This is a genomic window from Pseudomonas sp. P4_C4 (genome assembly GCF_056402055.1).
Window position 1 is genome coordinate 50793 of sequence record NZ_JBFUID010000016.1, and the last position, 24782, is coordinate 75574.

At 60.0% G+C, this 24782-nt stretch carries 20 protein-coding genes and 1 pseudogene; 7 read left to right on the forward strand and 14 right to left on the reverse strand.

Annotated elements, in window-relative coordinates:
• Nucleotides 1-133: 133 nt before the first annotated feature.
• Nucleotides 134-643 carry a DUF2165 family protein gene (locus AC1DXW_RS10980; RefSeq protein WP_477752924.1) on the forward strand — a complete coding sequence of 170 codons (510 nt, stop codon included), beginning with the start codon at nt 134-136 and terminating at the stop codon, nt 641-643.
• Nucleotides 644-666: 23 nt separating this feature from the next.
• Here the strand turns inward: AC1DXW_RS10980 and AC1DXW_RS10985 are convergent, their stop codons facing one another.
• Nucleotides 667-1569, reverse strand: coding sequence for a DMT family transporter (locus AC1DXW_RS10985; RefSeq protein ID WP_477752925.1), 903 nt, complete (start codon nt 1567-1569; stop codon nt 667-669).
• A 151-nt stretch (nt 1570-1720) separates the two neighbouring features.
• Between AC1DXW_RS10985 and AC1DXW_RS10990 the strand changes: the two genes are divergently transcribed.
• Entirely contained in the window at nt 1721-2596 is an 876-nt protein-coding gene (locus tag AC1DXW_RS10990; RefSeq protein WP_477752926.1) for a helix-turn-helix domain-containing protein, read from the forward strand.
• Between the two features lie 69 nt (nt 2597-2665).
• Here AC1DXW_RS10990 and AC1DXW_RS10995 read toward each other — a convergent pair whose 3' ends face one another.
• The 5 genes from AC1DXW_RS10995 to AC1DXW_RS11015 all read right to left on the reverse strand — a co-directional run bounded on the left by AC1DXW_RS10995 (nt 2666) and on the right by AC1DXW_RS11015 (nt 8715).
• On the reverse strand, nt 2666-5095 hold the full coding sequence (locus AC1DXW_RS10995) for a TonB-dependent siderophore receptor (RefSeq protein ID WP_477752927.1): 2430 nt from the start codon (nt 5093-5095) through the stop codon (nt 2666-2668).
• Between the two features lie 237 nt (nt 5096-5332).
• Nucleotides 5333-6322 (reverse strand): FecR family protein, encoded by a 990-nt coding sequence (locus AC1DXW_RS11000; protein WP_477752928.1) that lies wholly within the window; start codon nt 6320-6322, stop codon nt 5333-5335.
• Entirely contained in the window at nt 6319-6891 is a 573-nt protein-coding gene (locus AC1DXW_RS11005; protein WP_477752929.1) for an RNA polymerase sigma factor, read from the reverse strand. Before AC1DXW_RS11005 ends, AC1DXW_RS11000 begins: the two co-directional genes overlap by 4 nt.
• A gap of 254 nt (nt 6892-7145) precedes the next feature.
• Nucleotides 7146-7553: an HPF/RaiA family ribosome-associated protein gene (locus AC1DXW_RS11010; RefSeq protein WP_007970346.1), complete on the reverse strand. Its 408-nt coding sequence runs from the start codon at nt 7551-7553 to the stop codon at nt 7146-7148.
• Between the two features lie 214 nt (nt 7554-7767).
• Nucleotides 7768-8715 carry a LysR substrate-binding domain-containing protein gene (locus AC1DXW_RS11015; protein ID WP_008046773.1) on the reverse strand — a complete coding sequence of 316 codons (948 nt, stop codon included), beginning with the start codon at nt 8713-8715 and terminating at the stop codon, nt 7768-7770.
• A gap of 135 nt (nt 8716-8850) precedes the next feature.
• On the opposite strand from AC1DXW_RS11015, the gene AC1DXW_RS11020 reads away from it, so the two are divergent.
• Nucleotides 8851-10227 carry an L-serine ammonia-lyase gene (locus AC1DXW_RS11020; protein WP_477752930.1) on the forward strand — a complete coding sequence of 459 codons (1377 nt, stop codon included), beginning with the start codon at nt 8851-8853 and terminating at the stop codon, nt 10225-10227.
• A gap of 308 nt (nt 10228-10535) precedes the next feature.
• Complete coding sequence (locus tag AC1DXW_RS11025) at nt 10536-10850, forward strand: DUF3509 domain-containing protein (protein WP_477752931.1); 315 nt, start codon at nt 10536-10538, stop codon at nt 10848-10850.
• Here the strand turns inward: AC1DXW_RS11025 and AC1DXW_RS11030 are convergent.
• Nucleotides 10847-11347 (reverse strand): phosphate-starvation-inducible protein PsiE, encoded by a 501-nt coding sequence (locus AC1DXW_RS11030; protein ID WP_477752932.1) that lies wholly within the window; start codon nt 11345-11347, stop codon nt 10847-10849. The two genes, AC1DXW_RS11025 and AC1DXW_RS11030, sit on opposite strands and share 4 nt — an antisense overlap.
• A gap of 276 nt (nt 11348-11623) precedes the next feature.
• On the opposite strand from AC1DXW_RS11030, the pseudogene AC1DXW_RS11035 reads away from it, so the two are divergent.
• Nucleotides 11624-11863, forward strand: a pseudogene (locus AC1DXW_RS11035) (YebG family protein); the annotation flags it as partial.
• Between the two features lie 188 nt (nt 11864-12051).
• Here AC1DXW_RS11035 and AC1DXW_RS11040 read toward each other — a convergent pair.
• Nucleotides 12052-13071 carry a Glu/Leu/Phe/Val dehydrogenase family protein gene (locus tag AC1DXW_RS11040; RefSeq protein WP_477760005.1) on the reverse strand — a complete coding sequence of 340 codons (1020 nt, stop codon included), beginning with the start codon at nt 13069-13071 and terminating at the stop codon, nt 12052-12054.
• Between the two features lie 183 nt (nt 13072-13254).
• Between AC1DXW_RS11040 and AC1DXW_RS11045 the strand changes: the two genes are divergently transcribed.
• A complete protein-coding gene (locus AC1DXW_RS11045) occupies nt 13255-14058 on the forward strand; it encodes a SirB1 family protein (RefSeq protein WP_477752934.1) in 804 nt (267 codons plus the stop codon).
• Nucleotides 14059-14081: 23 nt separating this feature from the next.
• Here AC1DXW_RS11045 and maiA read toward each other — a convergent pair whose 3' ends face one another.
• From maiA to hmgA, 3 genes are read right to left on the reverse strand one after another with little or no spacing between them, the layout of a single operon-like run.
• On the reverse strand, nt 14082-14717 hold the full coding sequence (gene maiA, locus AC1DXW_RS11050) for a maleylacetoacetate isomerase (protein ID WP_477752935.1): 636 nt from the start codon (nt 14715-14717) through the stop codon (nt 14082-14084).
• A 12-nt stretch (nt 14718-14729) separates the two neighbouring features.
• Entirely contained in the window at nt 14730-16034 is a 1305-nt protein-coding gene (gene fahA / locus AC1DXW_RS11055) for a fumarylacetoacetase (protein ID WP_477752936.1), read from the reverse strand.
• A 3-nt stretch (nt 16035-16037) separates the two neighbouring features.
• A complete protein-coding gene (gene hmgA, locus AC1DXW_RS11060) occupies nt 16038-17342 on the reverse strand; it encodes a homogentisate 1,2-dioxygenase (protein ID WP_477760006.1) in 1305 nt (434 codons plus the stop codon).
• Nucleotides 17343-17506: 164 nt separating this feature from the next.
• Here hmgA and AC1DXW_RS11065 point away from each other — a divergent pair, with 164 nt between their 5' ends.
• Entirely contained in the window at nt 17507-18307 is an 801-nt protein-coding gene (locus AC1DXW_RS11065; protein WP_477752938.1) for an IclR family transcriptional regulator, read from the forward strand.
• 15 nt (nt 18308-18322) lie between these two features.
• Here the strand turns inward: AC1DXW_RS11065 and AC1DXW_RS11070 are convergent, their stop codons facing one another.
• The 3 genes from AC1DXW_RS11070 to AC1DXW_RS11080 all read right to left on the reverse strand — a co-directional run bounded on the left by AC1DXW_RS11070 (nt 18323) and on the right by AC1DXW_RS11080 (nt 24195).
• Nucleotides 18323-20866, reverse strand: a complete 2544-nt coding sequence (locus tag AC1DXW_RS11070) for a LuxR C-terminal-related transcriptional regulator (RefSeq protein WP_477752939.1) — start codon at nt 20864-20866, stop codon at nt 18323-18325.
• 141 nt (nt 20867-21007) lie between these two features.
• On the reverse strand, nt 21008-22378 hold the full coding sequence (locus AC1DXW_RS11075; RefSeq protein WP_477752940.1) for a DUF1329 domain-containing protein: 1371 nt from the start codon (nt 22376-22378) through the stop codon (nt 21008-21010).
• 23 nt (nt 22379-22401) lie between these two features.
• Nucleotides 22402-24195 carry a DUF1302 domain-containing protein gene (locus tag AC1DXW_RS11080; protein WP_477752941.1) on the reverse strand — a complete coding sequence of 598 codons (1794 nt, stop codon included), beginning with the start codon at nt 24193-24195 and terminating at the stop codon, nt 22402-22404.
• Nucleotides 24196-24782: the final 587 nt, after the last annotated feature.

Genomic DNA, 24782 nt, shown 5'->3' on the forward strand with positions numbered 1-24782 from the left:
GTCACTTTCAAGTTATTAAACAACTCTCTGAATACACACCCTGCAATTCAGTCAGCAGCCGAACAACAAAACCACGAGATAGACTCTCCTTGTTTACCCTGGCACTACGGGATCAGCAACGGAGATCACCCATTTGAACTCACTCACAACAAATCAAGTCATTCGACTCAGCAAAGCCAAACTGATGTTATTTACTAGCCTCTTTGGATTGCTGATGCTATACAACAATTTCACGGATTACTCGACCAACTATGAATACATCAGCCATATCCTGAGCATGGACACTACCAATGATCAAAGCAAATACAGACACAGGGCTATTACTTCCGCCATACTTCACCACCGCATTTACTGGCTGATCATTACACTTGAGGTGGTCTACACCCTATGTTGCCTGCTCGGAACCTATTGCCTTTACAAAAACATCAACGCCAGCCCCGAACAATTTCACGAAGCTAAAAAACCTGCAATCATCGGATTATTGATTGCCCTTTTTCTTTATTACGTCGGTTTTCAAACAGTCGGTACCGAATGGTTCAATATGGATGAGTCGAAAACCTGGAACTACAATTACAGGGCTGGACACATTGTTGATTTCATCTTTCCGTTACTGATATACATCGCGATAAAAATCGAGCACTGAGTCACTCAGCACTCGACGCCCCCTCAAGCCAGCTTGCCGTTGCCCAGCACTTGCGGCGTTTTGGGTTTGCGAAACACCAGTACGTTCCCCGACATCACCAACACCAGCCCCAACAGCGCCGGCACCGTCCATTGATAGCCCTCGGCGAACGCTGACACGTTGAGCGCCACCACCGGAAACAGCACCGTGCAGTACGCCGCCCGCTCAGGCCCCATGCGGCCGACCAGCGTCAGGTAGGCGGTGAAACCGATCACCGATCCCGGAATCACCAGGTACAGCAGTGACCCGATGTAACGCGTGCTCATTTCCATGTCGAAGGGAATGCCCTTGACCATACACCACACCGAGAGCATCGCCGCCCCGTAAGCCATGCCCCAGGCATTGGTGGTCAGCGGTTTGAGCCCGGCCTTCTGTTGCAGGCTCGAGAGCATGTTGCCCGCCGAGAAACACAAGGTGCCGCACAGGGCCAGACCGAGACCGAGCAGGGTTTCCGGGCTGGCGGTATGCCCGGCCAATTCAGGCCAGAACAACAGGCCCAGCCCAAGCAGGCCCAGCGCGCCACCCATCAGCACATTGCGGGCGATTTTCTGACCGAAGAACACCCGCGCGTTGAGGGCATTCCACAGGGTGGCGGTGGAAAACACCACAGCCACCAGACCGCTGGGGATCCACTGGCTCGCAGTGAGGAAGCACATGAAGTTGACGCAGAACAGGCACAAGCCCTGAGCCAGGCAAATCAAATGCCCGCGACGGTTCATCACTTGCAGGCGTCGGCTGAGCAGCAAGATCACGAACAGCACCAGCGCGGCGAGGCCGAAGCGATAGACGATCGACACAGGAATGGCCACCACACCCAGTTGCCATTTCAAGGCAATCCAGGTGGTGCCCCAGATCAGCACGGTCAACAGGTACAAAGAAAGGTTCATGGCAAAGGCTCCTCGATAGGCGCCCAGTGTCCGGCGCCACGCCTGGGCGCACTTGCATAAACTTGCGCTTTTGTCTGGCGACAGGCTGGCAGGCACGCGTCTACGGAGTAGGATGCAGGGCGTTGGATGCAGGTGTTAGAGAGCAACGATCATGGCTGTACTGGATACCCTACAAGTCTTTCAAGCCCTCAACCGCTCGCCGAATGCTCGCCTCGAGCACAGCGCCGAGCTCGGGGACGGCTTGTCTGCAGCTTTGTGGAGCAATCACCACGACGCCCAGGAATACGAAGCACCCAGCCACCATACGCTGTCCTGTTACATTGCTGGCGGCACCGGTACCTTCCGCCGCGATCAGCCCGCAACCAAGGGCGGCCCGGACAAACTGTGCATCCTGCCGGCCGGTCACCAGTCAGGCTGGGTGATCAACGGCGACATTCGTCTGGCGCACCTGTATTTCAGCCCCGAACAATTTGCCCTCGGCTGTGTCACCCTGCTCGATCGCGAGCCACGGGAAATGCAACTGCGCGAACAGACCTTTCTCGATGATCCGCAGCAGGCGCTGCGCTTTCGACAGTTGATCACCCTGAACTGGGACGAGCCGGGCGAGCGCCTGCTCACCAGCAGCCTGGCTCACGAACTGCTCAGCCATGCCCTGCTCAGCCAGGTCAATGCCCGGCAAGACCTGCGCCTTAAAGGTGGGTTGGCCGCGCATCAGCGTCGACATCTGGTGGAGTACATCGACAGCCATCTGGACGAGGCCATCAGTCTCGGCCAGTTGGCGGCGTTGTGCGCGTTGTCGGAATACCACTTCGCGCGGATGTTCCGCGAAAGCTTCGGCTTGCCACCCCACCAGTATGTGCTGGCACGACGCCTGAACCGGGCGCAGGAGTTGCTGCGCACGACCTTGCAGCCACTGGGGGAGATTGCGCTGGCCTGCGGATTTTCCAGTGCCAGCCATTTCACCAACCGGTTTCGCCAGGCCCTCGGTGGAACGCCCGGCGAATATCGCCAGGCGTTTTTGCGCTAGGCGCGGGATTTTCGACGTCCTTCAGGCCGCCATCGCGAGCAGGCCCGCTCCCACAGGGAGAAACAGTCGTCAGAACTCCAAGGTGCTCGACAACGTCACCTGCCGCGAGTCACCCATCGACACAAAGAACCGACTCGCCGCCGAGGTGTAGTAAGTACGGTCAAACAGGTTCTTCACGTTGAGCTGGAACTTGACCTTCTGCCCTTCGACCTTTGTGTCGTAGGTGGCGAACGCATCGGCCACGGTGTAGCTCGGCAGGTCGAAATCGTTCACCGCATTGCCCGCGCGCCCCCCCACATAACGCGCCCCGGCGCCGACCCGCAGTTGGTCGCCGCCGACGATGGTGCCGAAGTCATAGACGGCCGACAGCGAGCCGCTGTTCTTTGCCACGTTTTGCAGTTGATTGCCCTTGTAAACAGGGTCTTCGGTGACTTCGGCATCGGTGTAGGCGTAGCTGCCGATCATGCTCCAGCGATCCGTCAGCTGACCGCTCAAGTCCACTTCCAGGCCACGGGAACGCACTTCGCCGGCGGCACTGTAAATCGTGGTCGGGCCTTCGGCGTTGGCCACCAGCACGTTGCGTTTCTTGATGTCGAACAGCGCGATGTTGCCAGTGACGCGGCCCGGCAGATCGAGCTTGGCACCCAGCTCCCAGGACTTGGCTTCTTCCGGCGCGATGCCGCCGTCAAGCACGGTGCTGCTGCCGCTCAATGGCGCGATGGTCGAGTTGGGTTTGAACGACTCGGTGTAGCTGCCATAAAACGACAAGGCATCGGTGTATTTGTATACCAGGCCCGCGCGCGGCACCCATTTCTGCCCGTTACTGTCGGTGTTGGCGTGGAACGGTACGCCTTTGCCGGCGTATTGGTCGTACGCCTGGAAGCGCGCGCCGGCCACCAGAATCCATTGGTCGTTGAGGTGGATGGAATCCTGCAGGAACACCGAATCGCTACGCAGTTCATCGGTCTGCGCGCTGTCGGCCGCACTGACAGTGGTGCCCGGCACTTCCTGGCCATAGATCGGGTTCACGTAGCTGAACTGGGTGCGGCTTTTCTGGCGGATCAGGTCTTCGCGGAAAATCTTGCGGTACTCGTCATCGACGCCGAACAGCAGGTCATGCTGCATGCCGAACACATCCACGTTGCCTTCGAGGCTGGCGGTGGTGAAGCGGTCGGTGCTGATCGCATTCCGGGTGCCGTCCATGCTGCGGGTCAGGGTGCCCTTATTGGTGTCGATTGCAGTCACGCGCACCTGGCTGGCGTCGTAGGTTTCGCGGTTCCAGCTGTAGCCGAAATGGGCCTTCCAGTTGTCGTTGAGCTCGTGATCGGCCTCGAAGTGATAGAGGTCCGAACGCCCTTCCATGTTGTTGAACGGCTCGTCGAGACGCTCGTTGCGCGAGATGTCCAGCGGATGGTTGGTCCGTGGATCGATCAGCGTGCCTCGGTCAAACGGCGTGAGGAATTCGCGGTGCTCATAGGAGAACAGCAACTTGGTGCTTTCACCGTACCAGGCCAGCGACGGCGCGATCAGGCTCTCACGATGTACACCGAAGTTGCGCCAGTAATCTTCGTCTTCGTAGTCGAGCACCATGCGGTACGCCAGCCCAGAGTCGCCCAGGGCACCGGTGCTGTCGAGACCGCCGCCGCTGCCATTCTTGCCGTCGCCATAGCTCGAGCCGCGCACGGTCAAGCCGTTGTACTGCTCAAGCTCGGGCTTCTTGCTGACCATGTTGACCACGCCGCCCGGATCCTGGATGCCGTAGAGCAACGAGGCCGGGCCCTTGAGTACTTCGACCCGGTCGACGCTGGCGTTGAGACCACGACCCTGCACGATCGGCATGCCGTCTCGCATGATCGAGCCGTTACGGTTGTCGCCAAAGCCGCGGACCATCACCGAGTCCTGGGTGCTGCCAAGGGTGTTGGCCTGGGTGATGCCGCTGACATTGGCCAGGGCGTCATCGAGATTGCGCGGAGCCTGGTCGCGAATGACCTGGGCCGGGACGACATTGACGGTCTGCGGGATTTCCTGAATCGGGGCCGAGGAGCGCATCACCGAAGAGGTCGGTGGCGGCTGGTAACTCATGGACTCATCCATCACCGAGGTAATGGTGGTAGCGCCCAGGCTCAACGCACCTTCGGTCGGCCGTGGTTCCAGTGCAATGGTGTGCCCATCGGTGCGGCGGAACGTCAATCCCGAACCGGTGAGCAGACGTTGCAGGGCCTGTTCGGCACTCATCTGGCCATTGATGGCCGGCGCATTGAGGCCGTACGGCGCTTCATCGGTGTAGACGACACTGATGCCGGTCACCCGGCTGAAATCACTCAAGGCTTGGGGCAGCGGTTTGGCGGTCAGGGAAAAACTGAACTGCGCGAGTTGCTGGCTGTTGCCAGCCTCAGCGGCCAGCACCACGCTCAGCGGCAACAACGCCAATGCCGAAAAGCTCAACGCAGACACACCCAACCATTGTTTGACCGACCCCGATTTTGCCCTGGACTTCATGACTCATGACCTGTGTAGAACCGCAACGGATGCGAATGACTCGCAGTTTCAGTCACTACACGAATGGCAATCGGGTTTACCTCATCACAATTTGAAAATATTTTTACTTGAGTGATTGGGTGTCTGATCTGCCGCCATCGCGAGCAAGCTCGCTCCCACAGGGTTATGTGTTGCCCCAATATTGTGACCGACTCAATACCTGTGGGAGCGAGCTTGCTCGCGATGGGGCCGATCGATTCAACGCAAAATAATCAGATGCCCCAACACCTGATGCTGCTCAAACCCCAACACCCCCTGCAACGAACTCAACACCGCCTGCGGGTTCCTGCTCGGAAAGCTGCCACTGACCCGGCGCGCCGCCAGTTCATCGTTAAGCAACACGATCCGCCCAGGGTAATAGCGCGCCAAATCCTGCACCACATCGGCCAACGTCGCCTTGTAGTAATTGAGCCAGCCCTGGCGCCATGCCAACTGCGCTTCGCTGTCCACCGCGTGGAGTTTTTCCGCCGAGCCTTCGCCGTAGGCCACTTGCTGGCCAGCGGTAAGAATTTGCTGTTCGGCGTTCTGCTCCGCCGTCACGCCAACCCGCCCTGACAGCACCGTGACCTGCGCACCGTGGGGCTGCAAACGGACTTCGAACTGCGTGCCCAAGACCCGCGTCTGGCCTTTCTCGGCGTCCACCACAAACGGCTCGCCGGTGTGGGTGACACTGAAAAAACCGGCGCCGCGACGCAGTTGTACATGTCGCTCACCGCGACTGAAATCCACGGCGATGGCGCTGTCGGCATCCAGAGTCACCTGTGACTGATCGGCCAGGGTAACTGTGCGAATTTCCCCCGGTGCCGAGACGTAATCCGCCCCCAGGTCATCAATCCAGCGCATCGGCTGCCAGCCTGTGCCGAGACTGATCATCAACAGTAGACACGCGGCCATCGCCAGCGCACCCGACCAACGTCCGACCGTGCTGCGCCGCGAGCGTTTGATGGCATTGAGATAGCCTTGCATGGCAAAAGCGTCTTCATCGGCCAGCGTGCGCGCCGGCCCTTCGCTCAACTCCCACAAGACCTGCGCCTGGGCATACGCCTGCGCATGAGCGGTATCGGCTCGCAACCACTGGCTGAACGCCGCCTGATCACCACTGCCAGGCTGGTCATGCAACAGGCTCAGCCAGGCCAGCGCGGCCTGCTCCTGAGCGGGCGTCGGGGTGACGCGTTCGAAGTGGTTCACGGTGCTTTCCCTGGCGTTCGTGTTTCAGGCTCCCGAAGGCTGGCCTTGCAGGCTTCGAGGGCGCGCATCATATGTTTTTCCACGGCACTTTGGGACAAACCCATGGCCTTGGCGATCTCGGCGTATTTACGGCCGTGAATGCGATTGAGCAAAAAGATCTGCCGCGTGCGCTGCGGTAATGCGCGCAACGCCGCTTCGACGTGGCGCAAATCGTTGCCCGCCTCCAGCGCCGCTTGCGGTCCGCAGCCGTGGCTGTCCGGTGGTTCCACCATCAAGCCTTCACTGGCCCGGACCCGCGTGCCTTCACTGCGCAAATGGTCGATGGCGATATTGCCGGCGCAGCGCAGCAGATACGTGCCGAGCTCCTCGACCTGCACCAGCGGCCGCCGCCAGAAACGCAGGAACAAGTCCTGCACCAGGTCAGCCGCCGTCGCCCGGCAACCGACGCGCCGACTCACCAGTGCCTCCATTTGTGAACGCTGGGAGAGAAACACCTGGAGAAACTGCGCACGGTCGCCACGCTGTTCGTCGCGTTCGATATCGTGGGGGTCTGGGGGCAGAGTGATCATCGTTCATGTTCCGACCTGAAAACCGGGGAGGCCACGACAGCGTCAGGGGGCCGGCAAGGTTGCAATATTAATGATAAATATTCTCATATGCAAAAGGATCGGGTGCAGCCCTCTATTACGCCCATTGGCTGCACCGCAAACTCGGCCGTCCCGATAGCCCAGTCCAATGGCCATGGAATCCAAAAGCCACCCAAACGAAAACGGGCCTGCAATGCAGGCCCGTTCTAATGGGTAGGTAAAAAGTGAATCAGGTGTCAGCCGTTAAGCGCCGCCTGTTCGTTTTCCAGAAACTCTTCTTCCAGCAGCTGGTCGGCATGGGCGCCACTCTCGATGGGCACCACATTGGCTCGTTTGCCGCGTAATTTGCCGAACATATGCTCCAGCGCATGTTCAAGTTTGGTAGCTGCTCCGTCGATCGCCTGCTCCATGGTGGAGGCTTTATGGGTGACGGAAACCGGTTGATGGCCTTTTGGCCGCGCCTCCAGTTGGCAGCGCATGTCATGGGGACCCGGCTTGTCGCCGTTCTCGTCCCGCAGGTGAACCTCGACGCGTGTCAGGTCCTCTTCGTAGCGTTCGAGCGTGCTCTCAATGGTCGTACGTACCCACTCCTCCAGTCGTTTACTGCCTTGAATATGGTTATCGCTATTGACTTGGATTTGCATAGTTCATCCCTTATTTCAGCTAGCTCGCGAGAGGCCGGTCAGCTAAGCCCTTGGGCGTCATCACCGTGACCTCTTGCTTACACAATCGGTCTGTACGCTGAACAATTCAACCCCCTAAAAAAGATAAATTTTCAATCGCAAAAAAAGCCGGACAACCGGTAAAAGCGCTGTTAAGGTCGGGAGTTGGGTCGCCCTGCTCTTACGTAATAATTGCTCACATTTGCCGCTCCCCCAACGGGTGCAAACTGCGAAAAGCGCCCGCCTCCTCCACCAACCAATCGTGCACCGCGCGCACACCCGGATGGCTCAATGCCCCTGGTGCGTAAAGCAGCATGTAGCGCTTGTGATTGGGCACCGCCAGGCCGAACGGCACGATCAACGCCCCACGCTCCAGCTCATCGTTGAGCAGTGTCCGTCGGGCAATCGCCACCCCCATCCCGGCGATGGCCGCTTCGATCGTCAGGTGATTGCGATTGAACGTATGCCCGCGTCGCACATCCGCCCCCTCGAAACCGATGGCGTTGAGGTAAAACTCCCATTCCGCGTACTCATAGCTGCCGCGCCAGGCGGTGATGTCGTGCAGCAAGGGAAAGTGCATCAGGTCTGCCGGACCGTGCAGCGGCGGACGACCGCGCAACAGGCTCGGTGCACACACAGGAAAAATCTGCTCATCGAGCAAGGCTGTGGATAACAGGCCCGGGTAGCTGCCGTCGTTCAGGTCGATCGCCAGGTCGAAGTCGCCTTCATGCAACGGCACGCTGCTGTCCTCGGCCACCAGGCGCAACTGAATATCCGGAAAACGCTGCTGCAAACGCGGCAGACGCGGCGTCAGCCATTTGCTCAGGAACGACGGAATCGAACGTACCCGCAGAATCCCGCTGATCATGCCCGCATCCAGTCGCCGCAATTCCGCGTCGATGCTGCCAAATGCCTCGTTGACGGTAATGGCCAGACGCTGGCCCTCAGCGCTCAACTCCACTCCGCGGGCGCGGCGGTGAAACAGACGAAAACCCAGGCGTTCTTCCAGCTGACGAATCTGCTGGCTGACCGCCCCCGGTGTGATGTGCAGCTCTTCGGCGCAGCGGGTGAACGACAAGTGCCGCGCGGCACAGGCAAACACGTTCAACCAGACATATGTCTGGGCGTGCAATTGACGACTCATCGTTTAGTCCTGCTAAAGGATGTCTTAGGAATTTTCGTTGGTCACGCAGGATCGTGACAGGCAGTATCGCCCAAATTGCGCTTGTCCTACAGAAATGGCAGCGATTACCCTTCCATTGCATGTAAAGGCTTTAGCATGGCTATCAGTGTTTTCGATCTATTCAAAGTCGGCATCGGCCCGTCCAGCTCCCATACCGTCGGTCCGATGCGCGCTGCCGCAACCTTTGCCCAAGCGCTGGTCGATCACGGTTTTCTGGCTGACGTGCGACGCGTGGAAATTCGCCTCTATGGTTCTCTGTCAGCGACCGGCGTCGGCCACGCAACGGACCGCGCCTGCGTCATGGGCCTGATGGGCGAATGGCCCGACCGCATCGACCCCACCACCATCGACAGCCGCATTCACACCCTGCGCGAAACCGGCAAATTGTGCCTGGCAGGCGTTGCGGACATTGCCTTCGACTGGCAACGCGATCTCCTGCTGCTAAACGAGAGCCTGCCCTACCACCCCAACGCCATGTCCCTGGCAGCCTTCGGTGAAACCGGCGAACTGTTCGAGCAGACCTATTACTCGGTGGGCGGCGGTTTCATCATCGAAGCGGCCGAAGCCGAATCCGGGGTCGCACTGGCCGGCGATGTGGTGCTGCCTTACGATTTCTCCAGCGCCGCCGAACTGCTCAAGCTGTGCAACGAGCACGGCCTGCGGGTGAGCGAACTGATGATGGCCAACGAACGGGCGTGGCGTGGTGATGCCGAGATTCGCCAGGGCCTGTTGCATATCTGGTCGGTGATGCGCGAATGCGTCGAGCAGGGCTTGCGTCACGAAGGCATCTTGCCCGGCGGTCTGAATGTTCCACGTCGAGCGGCGAAACTGCATCGCAGCCTGCAGGAAATCGGCAAGCCGAATGTCATTACGTCCACTTTGTCGGCAATGGAATGGGTCAACCTGTATGCCCTTGCCGTGAACGAAGAAAACGCAGCCGGCGGGCGCATGGTCACGGCACCGACCAACGGCGCGGCGGGGATCATTCCCGCGGTGCTGCACTACTACATGAAATTCAATGCCGATGCGTCTGACGATGACGTGGTCGCGTTCTTCCTGGGCGCAGCGGCCGTCGGCATCCTGTGCAAGAAAAACGCTTCGATCTCCGGGGCCGAAGTCGGCTGCCAGGGTGAAGTCGGCTCCGCCTGCGCCATGGCCGCCGCCGGCCTGGCAGAGGTGCTTGGCGCCACCCCGGAGCAGCTGGAAAACGCCGCCGAAATCGGCCTGGAACACAACCTCGGCCTCACCTGCGACCCGGTTGGCGGACTGGTACAAGTGCCGTGCATCGAGCGCAATGCGATCGCCGCAGTGAAAGCCATCAACGCCACGCAAATGGCCCTGCGTGGCGACGGCCAGCACTTCATTTCCCTGGACCGGGTGATTCGCACCATGCGCGACACCGGCGCCGACATGCACGACAAGTACAAAGAGACGTCACGGGGCGGACTGGCAGTGAACTGGGTGGAATGTTGACCGTTTTGGTTGCACACCGAGGTTTATTGCCCTGAAACGTGCAGAAAACGCGGCCCCTGTAGGAGCGAGCTTGCTCGCGAAAAACCCTCAGGCGCCGCAAACCATCTGGTTTGACGCGTTATCGTTCACGACCATCGCGAGCAGGCTCGCTCCTACAGAACGTTTTTTTGTCCGACAATTTTGTCGGCATGCCCCTTGCTACATCCTGGTTGGAACAATGATGGCGAGATGGCCGGTGGTCAGGCATTGCGAACCAACCCGATCACGGCCGGTCAACAACTGCACGTTCAATCAGGCGGTGACACATCATGGACAACCCTTTCCAGCTCATTACCGATGCCTTTGCAGCGGATTACCAGATCAACCTGAGCATTCAGGGCCTGGATGGCAGCATCATGCTGACCCTGTCCAACAGTGGACGCGTAGTCGCAAAGCGCATGATCAGTGCCGAACAACGCAATGACCCCGAGCGCCTGAAACGACTGGTGCAAAGCATTCAGTTCGGCATTGCCATCGAGCAGGGCCACAGTGCCGTGGCCATCCTCGAATCCATGACCGATGGCGGCATGCACAGCCTGCCGCCACCAGCCAAAGGCCGGCCCCGACCCGCCATGGGGCTTTAAAGCTCGCCCTTTTCTACTTCGGAATGCTCACTGGAGCCCGCACCTGTTTTGCGGTGCGGGTTCTCAATCTTCACCGAAGGAAACTGCGACGAAGCATAACGCACCACCAGAATCGCAAACGCCAGCAGCAGAATCCCGCCGCACAGGTAGATGATCCCAAGGTCCGGCGGGTTGTGGTGCGAAACGTTGGAAATCAGCAGCCGCGTCAGCGCGGTGATCGCCACGTAGATCAGGAAGCGCACCGGCATGTGATTGGTCTTGAAGTAAATCCCGACCATCGCTCCCAGTTCCAGATAGATGAACAGCAGCAAGATGTCATCGATCTTGATGTGCCCCTCTTCGATCATCCCGAGGAATTCCATCACCGCCGCCCACGCGGTCACCGCACCAATGGCGAACAGCGCCAGGTAGTGGAAGGTTTCGACGAACAGATTGCCCAGGGACTCGGCCAGTCCATGCACGTTCTGCCGCAGTTTTTCGGCCCAGTTGATTTTCACGATGATGCTTCCTTAGGTCGGCTCGACCGGATGATGCGGGTTGGACGTGACGGTTTTTCTGCATGCAGAAAAAAGGCCAGCCCATGATGGCGAGCCGCTCTGGATCGCGCGCCGTGGCGTTTGGTCGCACCCGTACTGCGCCTCACCTGACAAATCTCGAATCCGGTCTACATTGAAAAGCCACTATCCAAAAGACAGGGTTTCGCTTATCCTTTAGCTGTATATAGATACAGTAGTCGAAATCGACAACCAATGTGAAGGCATGTGAGGTGGTGAATGGCCGTCGAAGTGGTATACCGCAGCAGCCGAGATCTGGAGCGCTTGTTCATGGATAAAGCCGAAGCTGACCGTCATGACAAAATGCTCGAACTGGCCGAATTGCTGGCTGAAGTGTTGCAAAAAGCCGTTCCGTCCCTGACCGAGCAGCAAGTGGAAGAAGCCGGGATCTACATGGCGAAGAATCGCGACGTGTTCGCCAAGGCGTTCAAGAGCCAGCCGGACGCCCTGTCCGAATTGCTCAGCGCACCGGTTGAAGTCGCAGAACCTGTCGCAGCGCTCGAGGTCGTTGAAGCCGCTGAGCCGATCGCCCCGGCCAAGCCTGCCAAGGCCCCCAAAGCCGCCAAGTAAGCAACGCGCAAATTGAACAGGCCCTGAGTCGAATGGCTCAGGGCCTTTTTCATGCCTGTGGAAAACTCATCCCTGACTCACCGGTACAACACTTTCTCCGCCAGTTCGTCCGCCACCCGGGCCGGTGAGCGTTTTTCCGCTTGGGCGTGGGCGAACACTTCAGTCAGGCGCGAACTGATTTTCGACAGGTGCGCGGTGATGGTTCCCAGTTCTTCGCCCCGATGTTTGAGCGAAACATAGATCAAACCGCCGGCATTGATCACGTAGTCCGGCGCATACAGGATGCCCCGCCGTTCCAACTGATCGGCGACGTCCAGATGGGTCAGTTGGTTGTTCGCCGAACCGGCCACTGCCGAGCAGCGCAGTTGCGTCACGCTGTGGCTGTTCAGCACTCCGCCCAAACCGCACGGCGCAAGAATATCGCAAGGCGTGCTGAGCAGTGCGTCGTTGGCGATGGGGTGAGCCCCGAGTTGCTCCATCGCCAGTTGCACCTTGCCGTGATCGATATCGCTGACCAGCAGTTCGGCCCCGGCGGCGTGCAACTGTTCTGCCAGGGCATAACCGACGTTGCCCAGGCCTTGAATGGCGACGCGCAGGCCTTCGAGGTTATCGCTGCCCAGTCGCGCCATTGCAGTGGCGCGAATACCGGTGAATACACCCATCGCCGCGTGCGGCGCGGGGTCGCCCGCCGAGGTGGTGCTGGTGACGTGTTGGGTCTGTTGGGCAATGCAATCCATGTCCGCCACTGAGGTGCCACTGTCGATGGCCGTGATGTAGCGCCCGTCGAGCTGATTGATACAGCGCCCGAAGGCTTCGAACAGCGCGGCGCGGTTGGCCACGTGAACGGGGCGGATGATCACCGCCACGCCGCCGCCCTGAGCCAGGCCGGCCAGTGCCGCCTTGTAACTCATGCCTTGGGCAAGGCGCACCGCATCCTCGACCGCAGACTCGTCGCTGGGATAGGCAAGGTAACGACAGCCGCCCAGGGCAGGCCCCAAGCGGCTGTTATGAATGGCAATGACCGCCTTCAACCCGGTGACCGAGTCAACGCTCAGATGCAGCGATTCAAGGCGGGTGCTTTGCATGAGAGCGAACATCGTAAGGCTCCCGAATCACTTCTTGTAGTCGCCAGTATAGGCTTGCGCCCAAAAATTGCAGAAGCGCACCGGAATAAGCACGGCCACGATGCAAGCTTTAGGAAATAACCTGCATTCGACCTTGTACGGCACTGGACGAACGCCGGAGAGGGGGCTAAAACGAGGCATTGCCCGGAGATTTTGATGACCCCGCGCCAATCGTTCTTCGCCTGCCTGCAACGTTCACCGCCCGCGCTGTTCGAGGCGGCACTGTGGATTGCGGTCGAGCACGACAGCGAAGTGGAGCCGCAAGCACTGCTGGCCGATTTCCAGGAGTTGCAGCAACGGGTCAGCGGCGGCTTGCCGATGCTGCCGGTCAGTGAACTGGCCCAGCCGCTGCTGCGGCGCCTGAATGACCTTGGCTTCGCCCAGGACGATTTCACGCCGTTGCGCCCGCAAGTGGCACTGCTGAACAAGGTACTGGAACGCCGAAGAGGGCAACCCTTGACGCTGGCGCTGATAGCACTGGAGTTGGCCAGGGGCCTGGAGATTCCCCTGGTCGGGGTCAACTTTCCCGGGCATTTCCTGCTGCGAGTGCCGGGCGCCGATCATTTGCTCGATCCCTGCGGCGGCCGTCGCCTTTATCCCAACGATTGTCGGGAGTTGTTGCACCGCCAGTACGGCCCGAACATCAAGCTCAGCGCCGAGCACCTGGAAACCGCCGAGCCGGTACAGATGCTGCAACGGCTGTCGCGCAACCTGCGCCAGTTGTACCTGTCCCACGACGATTTCATCAATGCCTTGATCGACGCCGAGCGTGTCCTGGAACTGGGCAACGCCAGCGCCGCCGACTATCTGGCCCGGGCCAGCTTGTACCAACGACTGGACTGCCCGAACGCCGAGCGTTTTGACCTGGAGCACGCACTGCTGCTCAGCGACGATCCGATCCAGCGGATTCGCCTGACGGAACGGTTAGGGCATTTGCCGCCGAACGCCATCGTTCATTAAAAGCAAAAGATCCTGCTTCTGACTTAAGGCGTATCTGGCTGATTCGCCGGATGCGCCTTGATGAACGCCGGGTGTGTCGCCGCCAATGCCGCCACTCGCCGGATTCGCGGGTAAGCTTCAAGAGAAACATTGAACCGCTCGGCCGCGTACAGTTGCGGGATCAAGTAGACATCCGCCAACCCGGGTTCGGTGCCGAAACAGTAACCCTCATCACCGATCAACTGCTCCACCGTCGCCAACCCTTGGCCGATCCAGTGGCCGATCCACTCCACCACCTGCGGTTCGTCGTGGCCCGACTGGCGCAGCCGATTGAGCACGCTGACGTTGTGCAGCGGGTGCACATCGCAGCCGATCACTGCCGCCACGCCGCGCTCGTGAGCACGGGCAGCCAGGTCTTTGGACAGCAGGGGCACCTGTGGATAACGCTCCTCCAGGTACTCGATGATCGCGGGAGACTGGATCAGCAATTCGCCTTCATCGGTGCGCAAGGCCGGCACACGGCCCTGCGGGTTGATGCCCAGATAAGGCGGCTGCCGATGCTCGCCACCCTGCGGTGCGATCAGGTTGACTGGCAAGGATTGATAATCCAGACCCTTGAGCGCCAACGCGATACGCACCCGGTACGACGAAGTCGAACGGTAGTAGGTATAGAGTTCCATGCCCTGCTCCTGTCAGCGCGCCGGCAGCACTTTGCCGCGGCATTCGCCGAAGCCAATGGACGCGAACCCGTCGCGGCGGCAACGTCCGCGCAGGATGATTTCGTCGCCGTCCTCGAGGAATTTACGCACCTCGCCCGAGGCCAGTTCGACCGGCTTTTTACCGCCCTCGGTAATTTCCAGCAGGCTGCCGAACTGACCGCTCTGCGGTCCCGACAACGTGCCCGAGCCGAACAAGTCCCCAGCCTGCAATTGGCAACCATTGACGCTGTGGTGCGCGACCATTTGTGCCACGGTCCAGTACATGTGCCCGGTGTTGCTCAGGGTCAGGCGATGGGCTGGCAGGTTCTGCTCGCGCATGGCCTCGGTGAGCAGCAACACTTCCAGTTCGATGTCGAACGCACCAGCGGCCTGATCGCGCTTGTCGAGCAGGTACGGCAGCGGCTGCGGATCGCCTTGCGGACGCGCAGGCTGGGCACGACGGAACGGCTCCAGTGCTTCGGCGGTGACCACCCACGGCGAGATGCTGGTGATGAAGCTTTTCGACAGGAACGGCCCCAGCGGCTGGTATTCCCAGGCCTGGATGTCCCGTGCCGACCAGTCATTGAGCAGGCAGAAACCGGCGATGTGATTGGCGGCGTCGCCAATGGCAATCGAGTCGCCCATGTCGTTGCCCTGGCCGATCCAGATGCCCAGCTCCAGTTCGTAGTCCAGGCGCGCACAAGGGCCAAACGTCGGTTCGCTCTGACCGGCCGGCAACGTCTGGCCTTTCGGGCGGCGGACGTCAGTACCGGATGGGCGAATGGTCGACGCACGACCGTGGTAGCCGATTGGCACGTACTTGTAGTTCGGCAGCAGCGGGTTGTCGGGACGGAACAGTTTGCCGACGTTCTGCGCGTGCTCGATGCCGACGTAGAAATCGGTGTAATCGTTGATTTTCGCCGGCAGGTGCATCTCGCAATCCACCGCCAGCGGCAGCAGTTTTGCGCCCTGGGCTTCGATCTTGCCGTGCAGGGTGCTGCCTTCGGCGAACAGTTCCAGCAAGCGTTCACGCAGGGCCACACGGGCCTCGCGGCCCAGTTCGAAGAACGCATTCAACTGGCCGCAACAAGTAGCCTCGACCGCAGCCTTCGCGGCGCCATCGAACAACCCGACTTCAAGGGCCGCTTGCAGATCAAAGATATGCTCGCCAATGGCCACGCCACTGCGCGGTGCCGAGCCATTGAGGCTGAACACGCCCAGCGGCAGGTTTTGCAGGGGGAAGTCCGCGTGGCCGTTGGCGGACGCAACCCAGCTGCGAGTGATGGAAGTCTGCGTCATGGGTTATCTCCGGGTCGGGTCGAAAGTGGCGGGCAGCGTAGCCCAGCAGGCGTCGTAGGTATTTTGCAGTTGTGGGCAATCGAGGGCGAAACGGCTTGGGCGCAACACTTGGCTGGTTTCGAACATGAACGCCATGGTGTTGTCGATTTTCGCCGGCTTGAGGTCAGCGTTGATCGCTTTGGTGCAAGTCTCACCGTCGGGACCGTGGGCGCTCATGCAGCTGTGCAACGAAGCACCGCCGGGTACAAAACCTTCAGCCTTGGCGTCGTATTCGCCCTGGATCAAACCCATGAATTCGTTCATCAGGTTGCGATGGAACCACGGCGGGCGGAAGGTTTTCTCGGCCACCATCCAGCGCGGCGGGAAGATCACGAAGTCGAGGTTGGCCAGGCCGTGGACGCTGGTTGGCGAGGTCAATACCGTGAAGATCGACGGATCAGGGTGATCGAAACTGACGGTGCCGATGGTGTTGAAACGGCGCAGGTCATATTTGTACGGCACGTTATTACCGTGCCAGGCAACCACGTTGAGCGGCGAATGATCAAGCTCGCACGCCCACAACTGGCCGAGGAATTTCTGCACCAGCGTGGTCGGTTGTTGCAGGTTTTCGTAGGCCGCCACCGGGGTCAGGAAGTCCCGCGGATTGGCCAGGCCATTGCTGCCAATCGGCCCCAGGTCCGGCAGACGCAGCGGCGCGCCATGGTTTTCGGCGACATAACCGCGGGCTTGCGGGTCAAGCAGTTCGATGCGGAATTTAAGGCCGCGTGGCAGTACGGCAATTTCCAGCGGTTCCAGTTCAAGCACGCCGAGTTCGGTGGCAATGCGCAGGCGCCCCAGTTCAGGCACCAGCAACATCTCGCCGTCGGCGTTGAAGAACACACGCTCCATGGAACGGTTGGCGCGGTAGTTGTAGATGCTGATCCCGGCCGGTTTTTCCGCGCCCGAGTTGGCCGCCATGCTCACCAGACCGTCGATGAAATCGGTCGGCTCGGCAGGAATCTCCAACGGGTTCCAGCGCAGGCGATTGGGGGTCACGTCACCCAGCGGACCGCCGGCCAGTTGCCGGTCAAGTTTGACGAATGCCGGGTGATTGGCCGACGGCTGGATGCGGTACATCCAGGTGCGCCGCGCCTCGCTGCGCGGCATGGTGAACGCCGTGCCGGAGAACAGTTCGGTGTAGAGGCCGTACGGGGCTTTTTGCGGGGAGTTCTGGCCGGCGGGCAGTGCGCCGGGCAACGCTTCGCTGCTGAATTCGTTGCCGAAGCCTGACAGGTAGGCCAGCGCTGGCGTCGTTGAATCGGGGTTCATGGAGCCTCCTGAACAGGGAGTCGGCAATGCCGGTCACCCTTTGGAAGAGTTACTGGCCAGCCTCGGTTATTTTTATCGTAATTAGATTACGCATAACGTAATTTGATTGGTATTGACCGTCAAGCTATAAAGACGCCCATTCGTTACAGGATCAAACCGCCACCATGGAAAAACCTACCAGCGACAGCAACGGCAAACAGAAAGTCCGCTCGGCTGAGGTTGGCACCGACATCCTCAAGGCTCTGGCCGAGTTGTCGCCCTCGACTTCGCTGTCGCGCCTGGCTGAACACGTGCAGATGCCGGCGAGCAAGGTTCACCGCTATTTGCAGGCCTTGATCGCCAGCGGTTTTGCCGAACAGAACGCCGCCACCAACCATTACGGCCTGGGCCGCGAAGCCTTGCGCGTAGGGTTGGCGGCACTCAACAGTATGGACGTGCTGAAAGTTGCCGCCCTGCCCTTGTCCGAGTTGCGTGACGACTTGAACGAAACCTGTTTTCTGGCGGTATGGGGTAACCAGGGCGCGACCGTGGTGCATATCGAACCGGCGGTGCGTGCGGTGACGGTGGTGACACAACTGGGCTCGGTGTTGCCATTGCTCAGTTCTTCGACGGGACTGGTATTTGGCGCCTACCTGCCCAGGCGTGAAACCGTGGACCTGCGCGATCAGGAGTTGCAGAGCAGCGCCACCCACAGCTTGGCGGATGATCAGGCGTACACGACGATGTGCGAACAGATCCGCCAACGGGGCCTGCATCATGTGCATGGATTGTTGATGCCCGGTGTGGATGCCTTGTCGGCGCCGGTATTCAACGCCATGGGCAAGATTGCGGCAGTACTGACCGTGGTCGGGCCGACCTCGCTGTTCCATGCCGATGAAAACGGTCCCGCGGCGCAGCGTTTGCTGTCTGCCACACGAGCAGTGAGTTGGCGCATGGGTTATCAGCCAGACGCATTGACAACCTGAACGCAACGGCGCTGATCAGACGGGCAGGATCAGCCCCAGCTTCTTGCCCATCGCCACGGCTTGCGTCCGACGCTCAACCCCCAATTTGCTGTGGATTCTCCGGGCGTGGGTTTTCACCGTATGCAAGGAGATGAACAGTCGCTCGGCAATTTGCTGATTGGAACTGCCTTGGGCAATGAGACCCAGCACCTCAATCTCCCGGGTACTCAGCGGGCTGACATCGGCGAGCATGGCCGTCACCGACTCTTCCCCGCGCAAACGGCTGAGCAAGTTCGGCTGGCGCAGCCCCAGTTCACGCAACGCCTGTTGCCCATTACAACGCTTCACCAGCGCCAGGCCCGCCTCCAAAGCCGCCCTGGCCAGACTGGGCTCCGCGGTCAGGTCCGCCACTTCGCTGATCGCCAAATGCAATTCCGTTTCCAGCGCCAGCATGGCATGCCGTTGCGCGTGATCGAGCAACTCCTGCAGCCGATCCAGCGGCTTTTGCGTCTGTTGCAAATGCATCTGCGCCAACACCAATTGGTACTCGATACGGGCAATCAGTTGAAGCGTGGCCGGTGGCGCCTGGCGTGCACGAGGCCCGCGATAGTGACGCAAGACACGGGTCAGCGCTTCACAGGCCAACTCCGGTCGCCCTTGCTGCAACCAGAAATGACTGCTGATTTGCAGCAGCACCCCGCGATACACCGTATCGGGAATCTGGCGCTGCTGCATCACGCGTTCGGCTTCGCGCAAACGATCAAACGCAAGGGCGTAATCGCGCTGATTGGCGGCCATCTGCGCTTGCCCGAGAAAGCCATACAGCGCGTGCTTGTCCTGGCTTTGCAGGCAGTCCTCCAGGCCGGACTGGAAGAAACCGGCGGCCAACTCATCTTGTCCCTGACAGAGGGCCAACCGCCCTCGCCGCAGGGCAATTCGCCCCAATAACGGCGTCGGTCGATCAGCCTGTCGGGACAACAGGTCAAAAACTTCAGCCAACAAGCTCTCGGCACGTCGGGGCGCACCGCGCATCTCCAGCAACTGCGCGTGATCGAGTTCAAGCAGCCCTTCGAACAATAGCGAGCCTTGGGCGCGCGCCAGACACAGCGCCTCACGATTGAACGTCTGCGCCGCATCGAGTTCGGCGTTGAGCAAGGCCTGCTGGGTCAGACCCGACAGGCACAACAATCGCACCGGCCAGGCATCGACGCTCAACTCGGCCAGCGCATCGAGAAAGTGCGCACGGGCCGCCTCCATGCGGCCTTGCAAATGCAGCAACCAGCCCTGTTGCGCCTGCCAGCGTGCCAGCAGTTGCCGTTGCAGTTTTTGCGTAGGCTGTGGGGCAAATCGAGCCAGTTGCTCAATGCACACGGCAGCATGATCGAAGCGCCCGGCAAACAACAACGCCGCAGTAACCAGTCCCACCAATTGCGGTGTAACAAGGGTCAGCTCAGCCTGTTGACGCTCGTGTAGATTCAACAACAGACAAGCATTTTCACGCCGGAACAAATGCTCGAAGCTGAAGTGCTGCAACAGGCTGACCGCCACTTCGAACTCCTGCGCCAACAGAGCCTGCTCGAACGCACCTTGCCAGTCTTCTTCGGTGCTGAACCATTGGCACGCGCGGCGATGCCAGGATCGCCCGGCCGGGGTCGGCTCTTCACGCATCGCCCGGGCCAATGGCTCGAAGATCCGCAACCACTCGACGGAGTCCTCCCTGGGTTCAATGAAGCAGCCCATTTCCTGCAACGCGTGCAGCCACTGTGCGCCCTCACCCGTACCGAAAAGATGCTCGCACAGGCTGGCGTTGAAGCGTGGCAGATGAACCAACACCTGCCAGACTTCAACCAACTCCGGCGGCAAGGTGTTGAACAACTCATGCTGCAGATAATCGAGCAGCGTCGCCGAACGCCCCTGTTCACCAGACCACGGACAACCATTGAGCAACGCGATCCGCACGCCAGCGCACCAGCCACCGCTGCGCTCAACTACCCTTTTGGCGGTTTGTGCCGCGAGGGTCGGCTCGACATGACCGAGCAACTGCCCGACCTCGGCCTCGGTAAACGCCAGCGTCCGGCCTTCGCACTCGTACAACTCATCATCCAGCAGCAGCCGCGGCCAATTGCAGGATGGTCGTCGACGGGAGCTCAGCCACCAGGTCAGCGCCGGGCTGGCGACGGCCAACAGGCGATCGAGCATCCGGTCGAGTTCCGGATTGGGTGCGCGGCAGTAATCATCCAGAAACAGCCAGGTCGGCGCCTGTAATCGGGCCAGATGCGCCAGCAGCCCGGGCTCATCCGCCGAGGGCAGACCCAGCGCTTGCGTCAGGCGCAACAGAAAATCGGCTGCACTCAACGACGCCCCCGCCAGCGGCAGCCAACAGACCCGAGAGTGCTCCGGCGCCCGCAGCAGGCATTCGGTGAGCAACGCGCTCTTGCCACTACCGGCCGGCGCGCAAAGTAACTTCACCCGCGCAGTCGAGACCAGCATGGGCTCGATCAGCCGCTCGCGGGACAGATGATGGGACGACAGTCGGGGCAGGAAACCGGGGCGGTCCAGACAGTGCGTCATTGCAGTCATAGTGATGCGCCTTTTTTATAATTCTGGCGCCACCCTAGTCCCCTCCCGAGCGCTTGTTGAAGAAGTATTCAACACACTGATCAACCCCTATAAAAAAGGTGACCGCGAAGTCACCCTTTTGTTTAAGAGTCTGTAGGAAACCTACCGAACCCCCGTACTACGCAAGGCTGCTGGCGTGTAGTCCCCCGCTTTTGCATCGATGTTGAATTCGAAGCTGCGCTTCTCTTCGTTCTTCATTCCCAGGGCGATATAGCGGCCGGCAATCAGGTCATACAGCGCTTCGACGGTGTAGGTCGGCACCTGGTGATCGTAGTAGAACTGGGCATGCCCTTCGGCGACGCGCCAAAGCTGGCCACGCCCGTCGTAGTGGTCGGCCAGCGCCACTTGCCAGCTGTCTTCATCGATGTACATGTGGCGTTTGGCGTACACGTGGCGCTCGCTCGGCTTGACCGTGGCGACGACTTCCCAGACCCGGTGCAACTCATAGCGAGTCAGGTCCTGATTGATGTGCCCGGCCTTGATCACATCGGTGTATTTGAGGTCTGGCGAGTCGAGCTTGTAGCTGTTGTAGGGGATGTACATCTCCTTCTTGCCGATCAGTTTCCAGTCGTAGCGATCCGGTGCGCCGGAAAACATATCGAAGTTATCGGTAGTGCGCAGGCCGTCGGATGAGGTGCCGACGCCGTCATAAGCGACCTGTGGCGCACGCCGTACCCGGCGCTGTCCAGCGTTGTAGATCCAGGCCTTGCGCGGCTCCTTGACCTGGTCGAGGGTCTCGTGGACCAGCAACACGTTGCCCGCCAGCCGCGCCGGTGCGGTCACTTCCTGCTTGAAGTAGTTGAGGACGTTATCGTCGCTGCCCGGTTTCAAATCACCGAGCAACGACGGCACGGCGACCTCGTCCTTGAAGCGGATCACGGTGAAATCGCCATTGGACTGCGGTGTCGCCTGGGTGATGGTGCGGCGCAGATTGCCGCCGTGGTAACGCGTGACGTGGTTCCAGATCACTTCCACGCCATTCTTCGGAATCGGGAACGCGTAGTAGCGATTACCGGTGAAGTTCGCCAGACCGTTACCGTCATTGATCGGTGTTACGTTCAGAGCGCTGCGTTTGGCCGACTCATAGATTTCCGCCGGTAACGCCACGGTGCGGTGGCTGGGATAGACCGGAATCTTGTAAGTCTCTGGATAGCGCTTGAACATCGCGATCTGGCCGTCGGAGAGCTTGTCCTTGTACTTGTCGACGGTCGCCGCGGTGATCACGAACAACGGCTTTTCGTTGGCGAACGGGTCAGCCAGGAAACCTTTGCTGTCCACCGCACCAGCGTTTTTCGGGATGCCGCCGGTCCAGGCCGGAATCGAGCCATCGGCATTACCGGCCTTCTCGGCACCGAGTGGGGTCAGGCTGGTGCCGAGCTTGTTGGCTTCTTCCGGCGACACCGCGGCCATCACGTTGGCAGCCAGCAGACTCAGGGCCAGAACGGTGCCCAATTGCAGAATCATCTTGCGCATTGAATTCATCCTTTTCAGCCAGATCAGAAGTTCACACCAAAGCTCAACGCCACGAAGTCACGGTCAGTGAGGACGTTGTAGTCCCCGCCGAAAAAGTCGGTGTAACTGAGGCTCGCGGTATAGGTGTTGCGATAGTCCGCGTCGACACCGAGGCTGATGGCCTTGGCGCCTTCGTTGAACAGACCGTTGGGGCCAAAGCCGGAAACGTCGTGGGACCACGAGAGGTTGGGTCTGAAATTGATCCCGGCGATCAGGTTGTTGTAATCGAGAATGGCCCGGGCGCGATAACCCCACGACGTCGAGGTCACGAAGCCGCCGGTATCACCGCCGAAACCATACTGACCAAACACCGAGTCGCGGCCGTAGCGCAGTTTGGTGCGCGGCTCCAGGCCGCCGACCCGAACCACCGCCGCCTCGCCCACCAGGGTCAGGCGATCCGCACCCGCGACCTGATCGATGAAATGCGTCAGGGTGCTCTGGACCTGCGTCACCTCCTTGCGGCGGTAGCCTTTGTTGTCGGCCCCCGGTGTAGTGGCGATGGGCGATGCCGCACCACCTGCAATCGGATTGAGCATGGCCAGGGTCAGGTCATTGGTGTTGACCTGCACCGGGAGGTTGGGGCGGTAGCTGATTTCGCCGCTCCACGCGGTGCCGGTGGATAACGTGGTGGAGAAGCTCGCGCCGTAGAGGCGGATGTCCTCCGGGTATTCGAGGTAATACTGGCCACGACCGAGCATCACACTTTGGGCCAGGCCCGAACCGCTGCCGGGCGCGATGCGGTTGGCGGCGGCAACGATCCCCGGAAGGCTTGCCAGCGTACCGGGGCCAGCGGTGGTGGTCCCGACATTCGGTGAGCGGCTGTGGTAGTTCATGAAGTACAGGCCGTACTCGGTGTCGTCCCCCAGCCAGCGCAATGCCGTCCCCCACTGTCCGGAGTCCCGGGCATCGCGGTCGCCACCACGGGGAACGATCACCCCCTCCTTGCTGACTTCGAAGCCCTGGCCAAAGGCAGCAGCAATCGGCTGCAGCGGTGCAATGGCCGGGTTGGCGACGGTGTAACCCTTGTTGCAACCATCGGCCACCACATCGACGCCGAAGAAGGTGCCGCAGTTATCGACAACCGTCTGGTCCCACTCCAGTTGATAGAAGCCTTCGACCGTCAATTTGTCCGTCAGCCCCTGGGAGGCAAACAGCATGTTGACCGGAATCAGGCCTTCCTTGATCTCTGCCCCCGGTCGACGGAACGCGGACACGTCGACCGGGTTGATGCTGTTGATCGAGTTGCCGATGAAAGTACTTTCGCCCCAACTGACCACCTGCTTGCCGGCGCGGACCGTGCCCGGCAAATCGGCGAGGGAGTAGTTGTGATAGACGAAAGCGTCGAGGATTTGTCCGCCTGAAGACTTGGCGCCCTCTTTGCGATTGTGATCGCTGATGTCCTTGAATGGCCGGCTCTCATCTTTCAGTTCGAAGTCGTACCAGTACTTGCCACGCACAAACGCACCGGTGTCGCCGTACTTCAGTTCGAGGTCGTGAATCCCCTTGAAGATTTTCGAGAAGGTTTCACCCTTCTTGAAATTCAATCGCCCGTCGTCGCCGGTCGAAGACTGGCCGGAACCGCCGTTGACGGTGCCCACCAGGGCGTTATCCGCATCACGCACGCCCCAACTCGCGCCGACCGACAGCGAGGAATCGAACGTCCCCTCGATTTCCCCAATGTTGAACGAAATGGCCTGTGCCTGGGCACAGCAGCCCAATGCAACCGCAGCCGCCAGCGCCTGTGGTGTGAAGATGGCGCGCATTGTTGTTTTTGTCATGCGTCTTCCCCGGTGAGTGACAGAAGGCCTCACCCTACTGCCGGGCACCGGGGTCGATAAGCGCACCAAGGAGGTATTCGTGGTGTACCTCTAAAGGATGACCGGCACAGGGTCATCACCCAGAGGACGAGCAGCCGAATCCTGACTGTTGCCGGGGTTGCAACAGTGCATGTCCGTAATTGGTATTTTTCCTACGACACCAAGGGCTTATTCTTGCCTGGCTGTCACGGTAAACCACCGCAGGCACGATGTACCCGCCTGTGCCGTGATGAAAGATTTCAGATGAATTGAGGATTCGGTTCATCGCCCCGCGTTCACTGACGTTGATTTGTAGCTCCTGATCCAACGTCTTACCTTGGCCGCTGCGTTTGCAGCGGCCTTTTTTATGGGCGATGTTTTTTGATGAGTAACGGCTGCCCGTCAGTCCCCCCTGAGCATCCAGAAAAAACTTAGCGCGCCTACATTTTTTTCAGAAAGCGCCTACAGCCAAAGGTAAACACCAAAAGCACTCGAGCCATTAAGTTGAACAACAAGTCGGCGCACGATTTTTATTTTCGTCCGGCTTCAAACTTACTTATTGCGAGTGC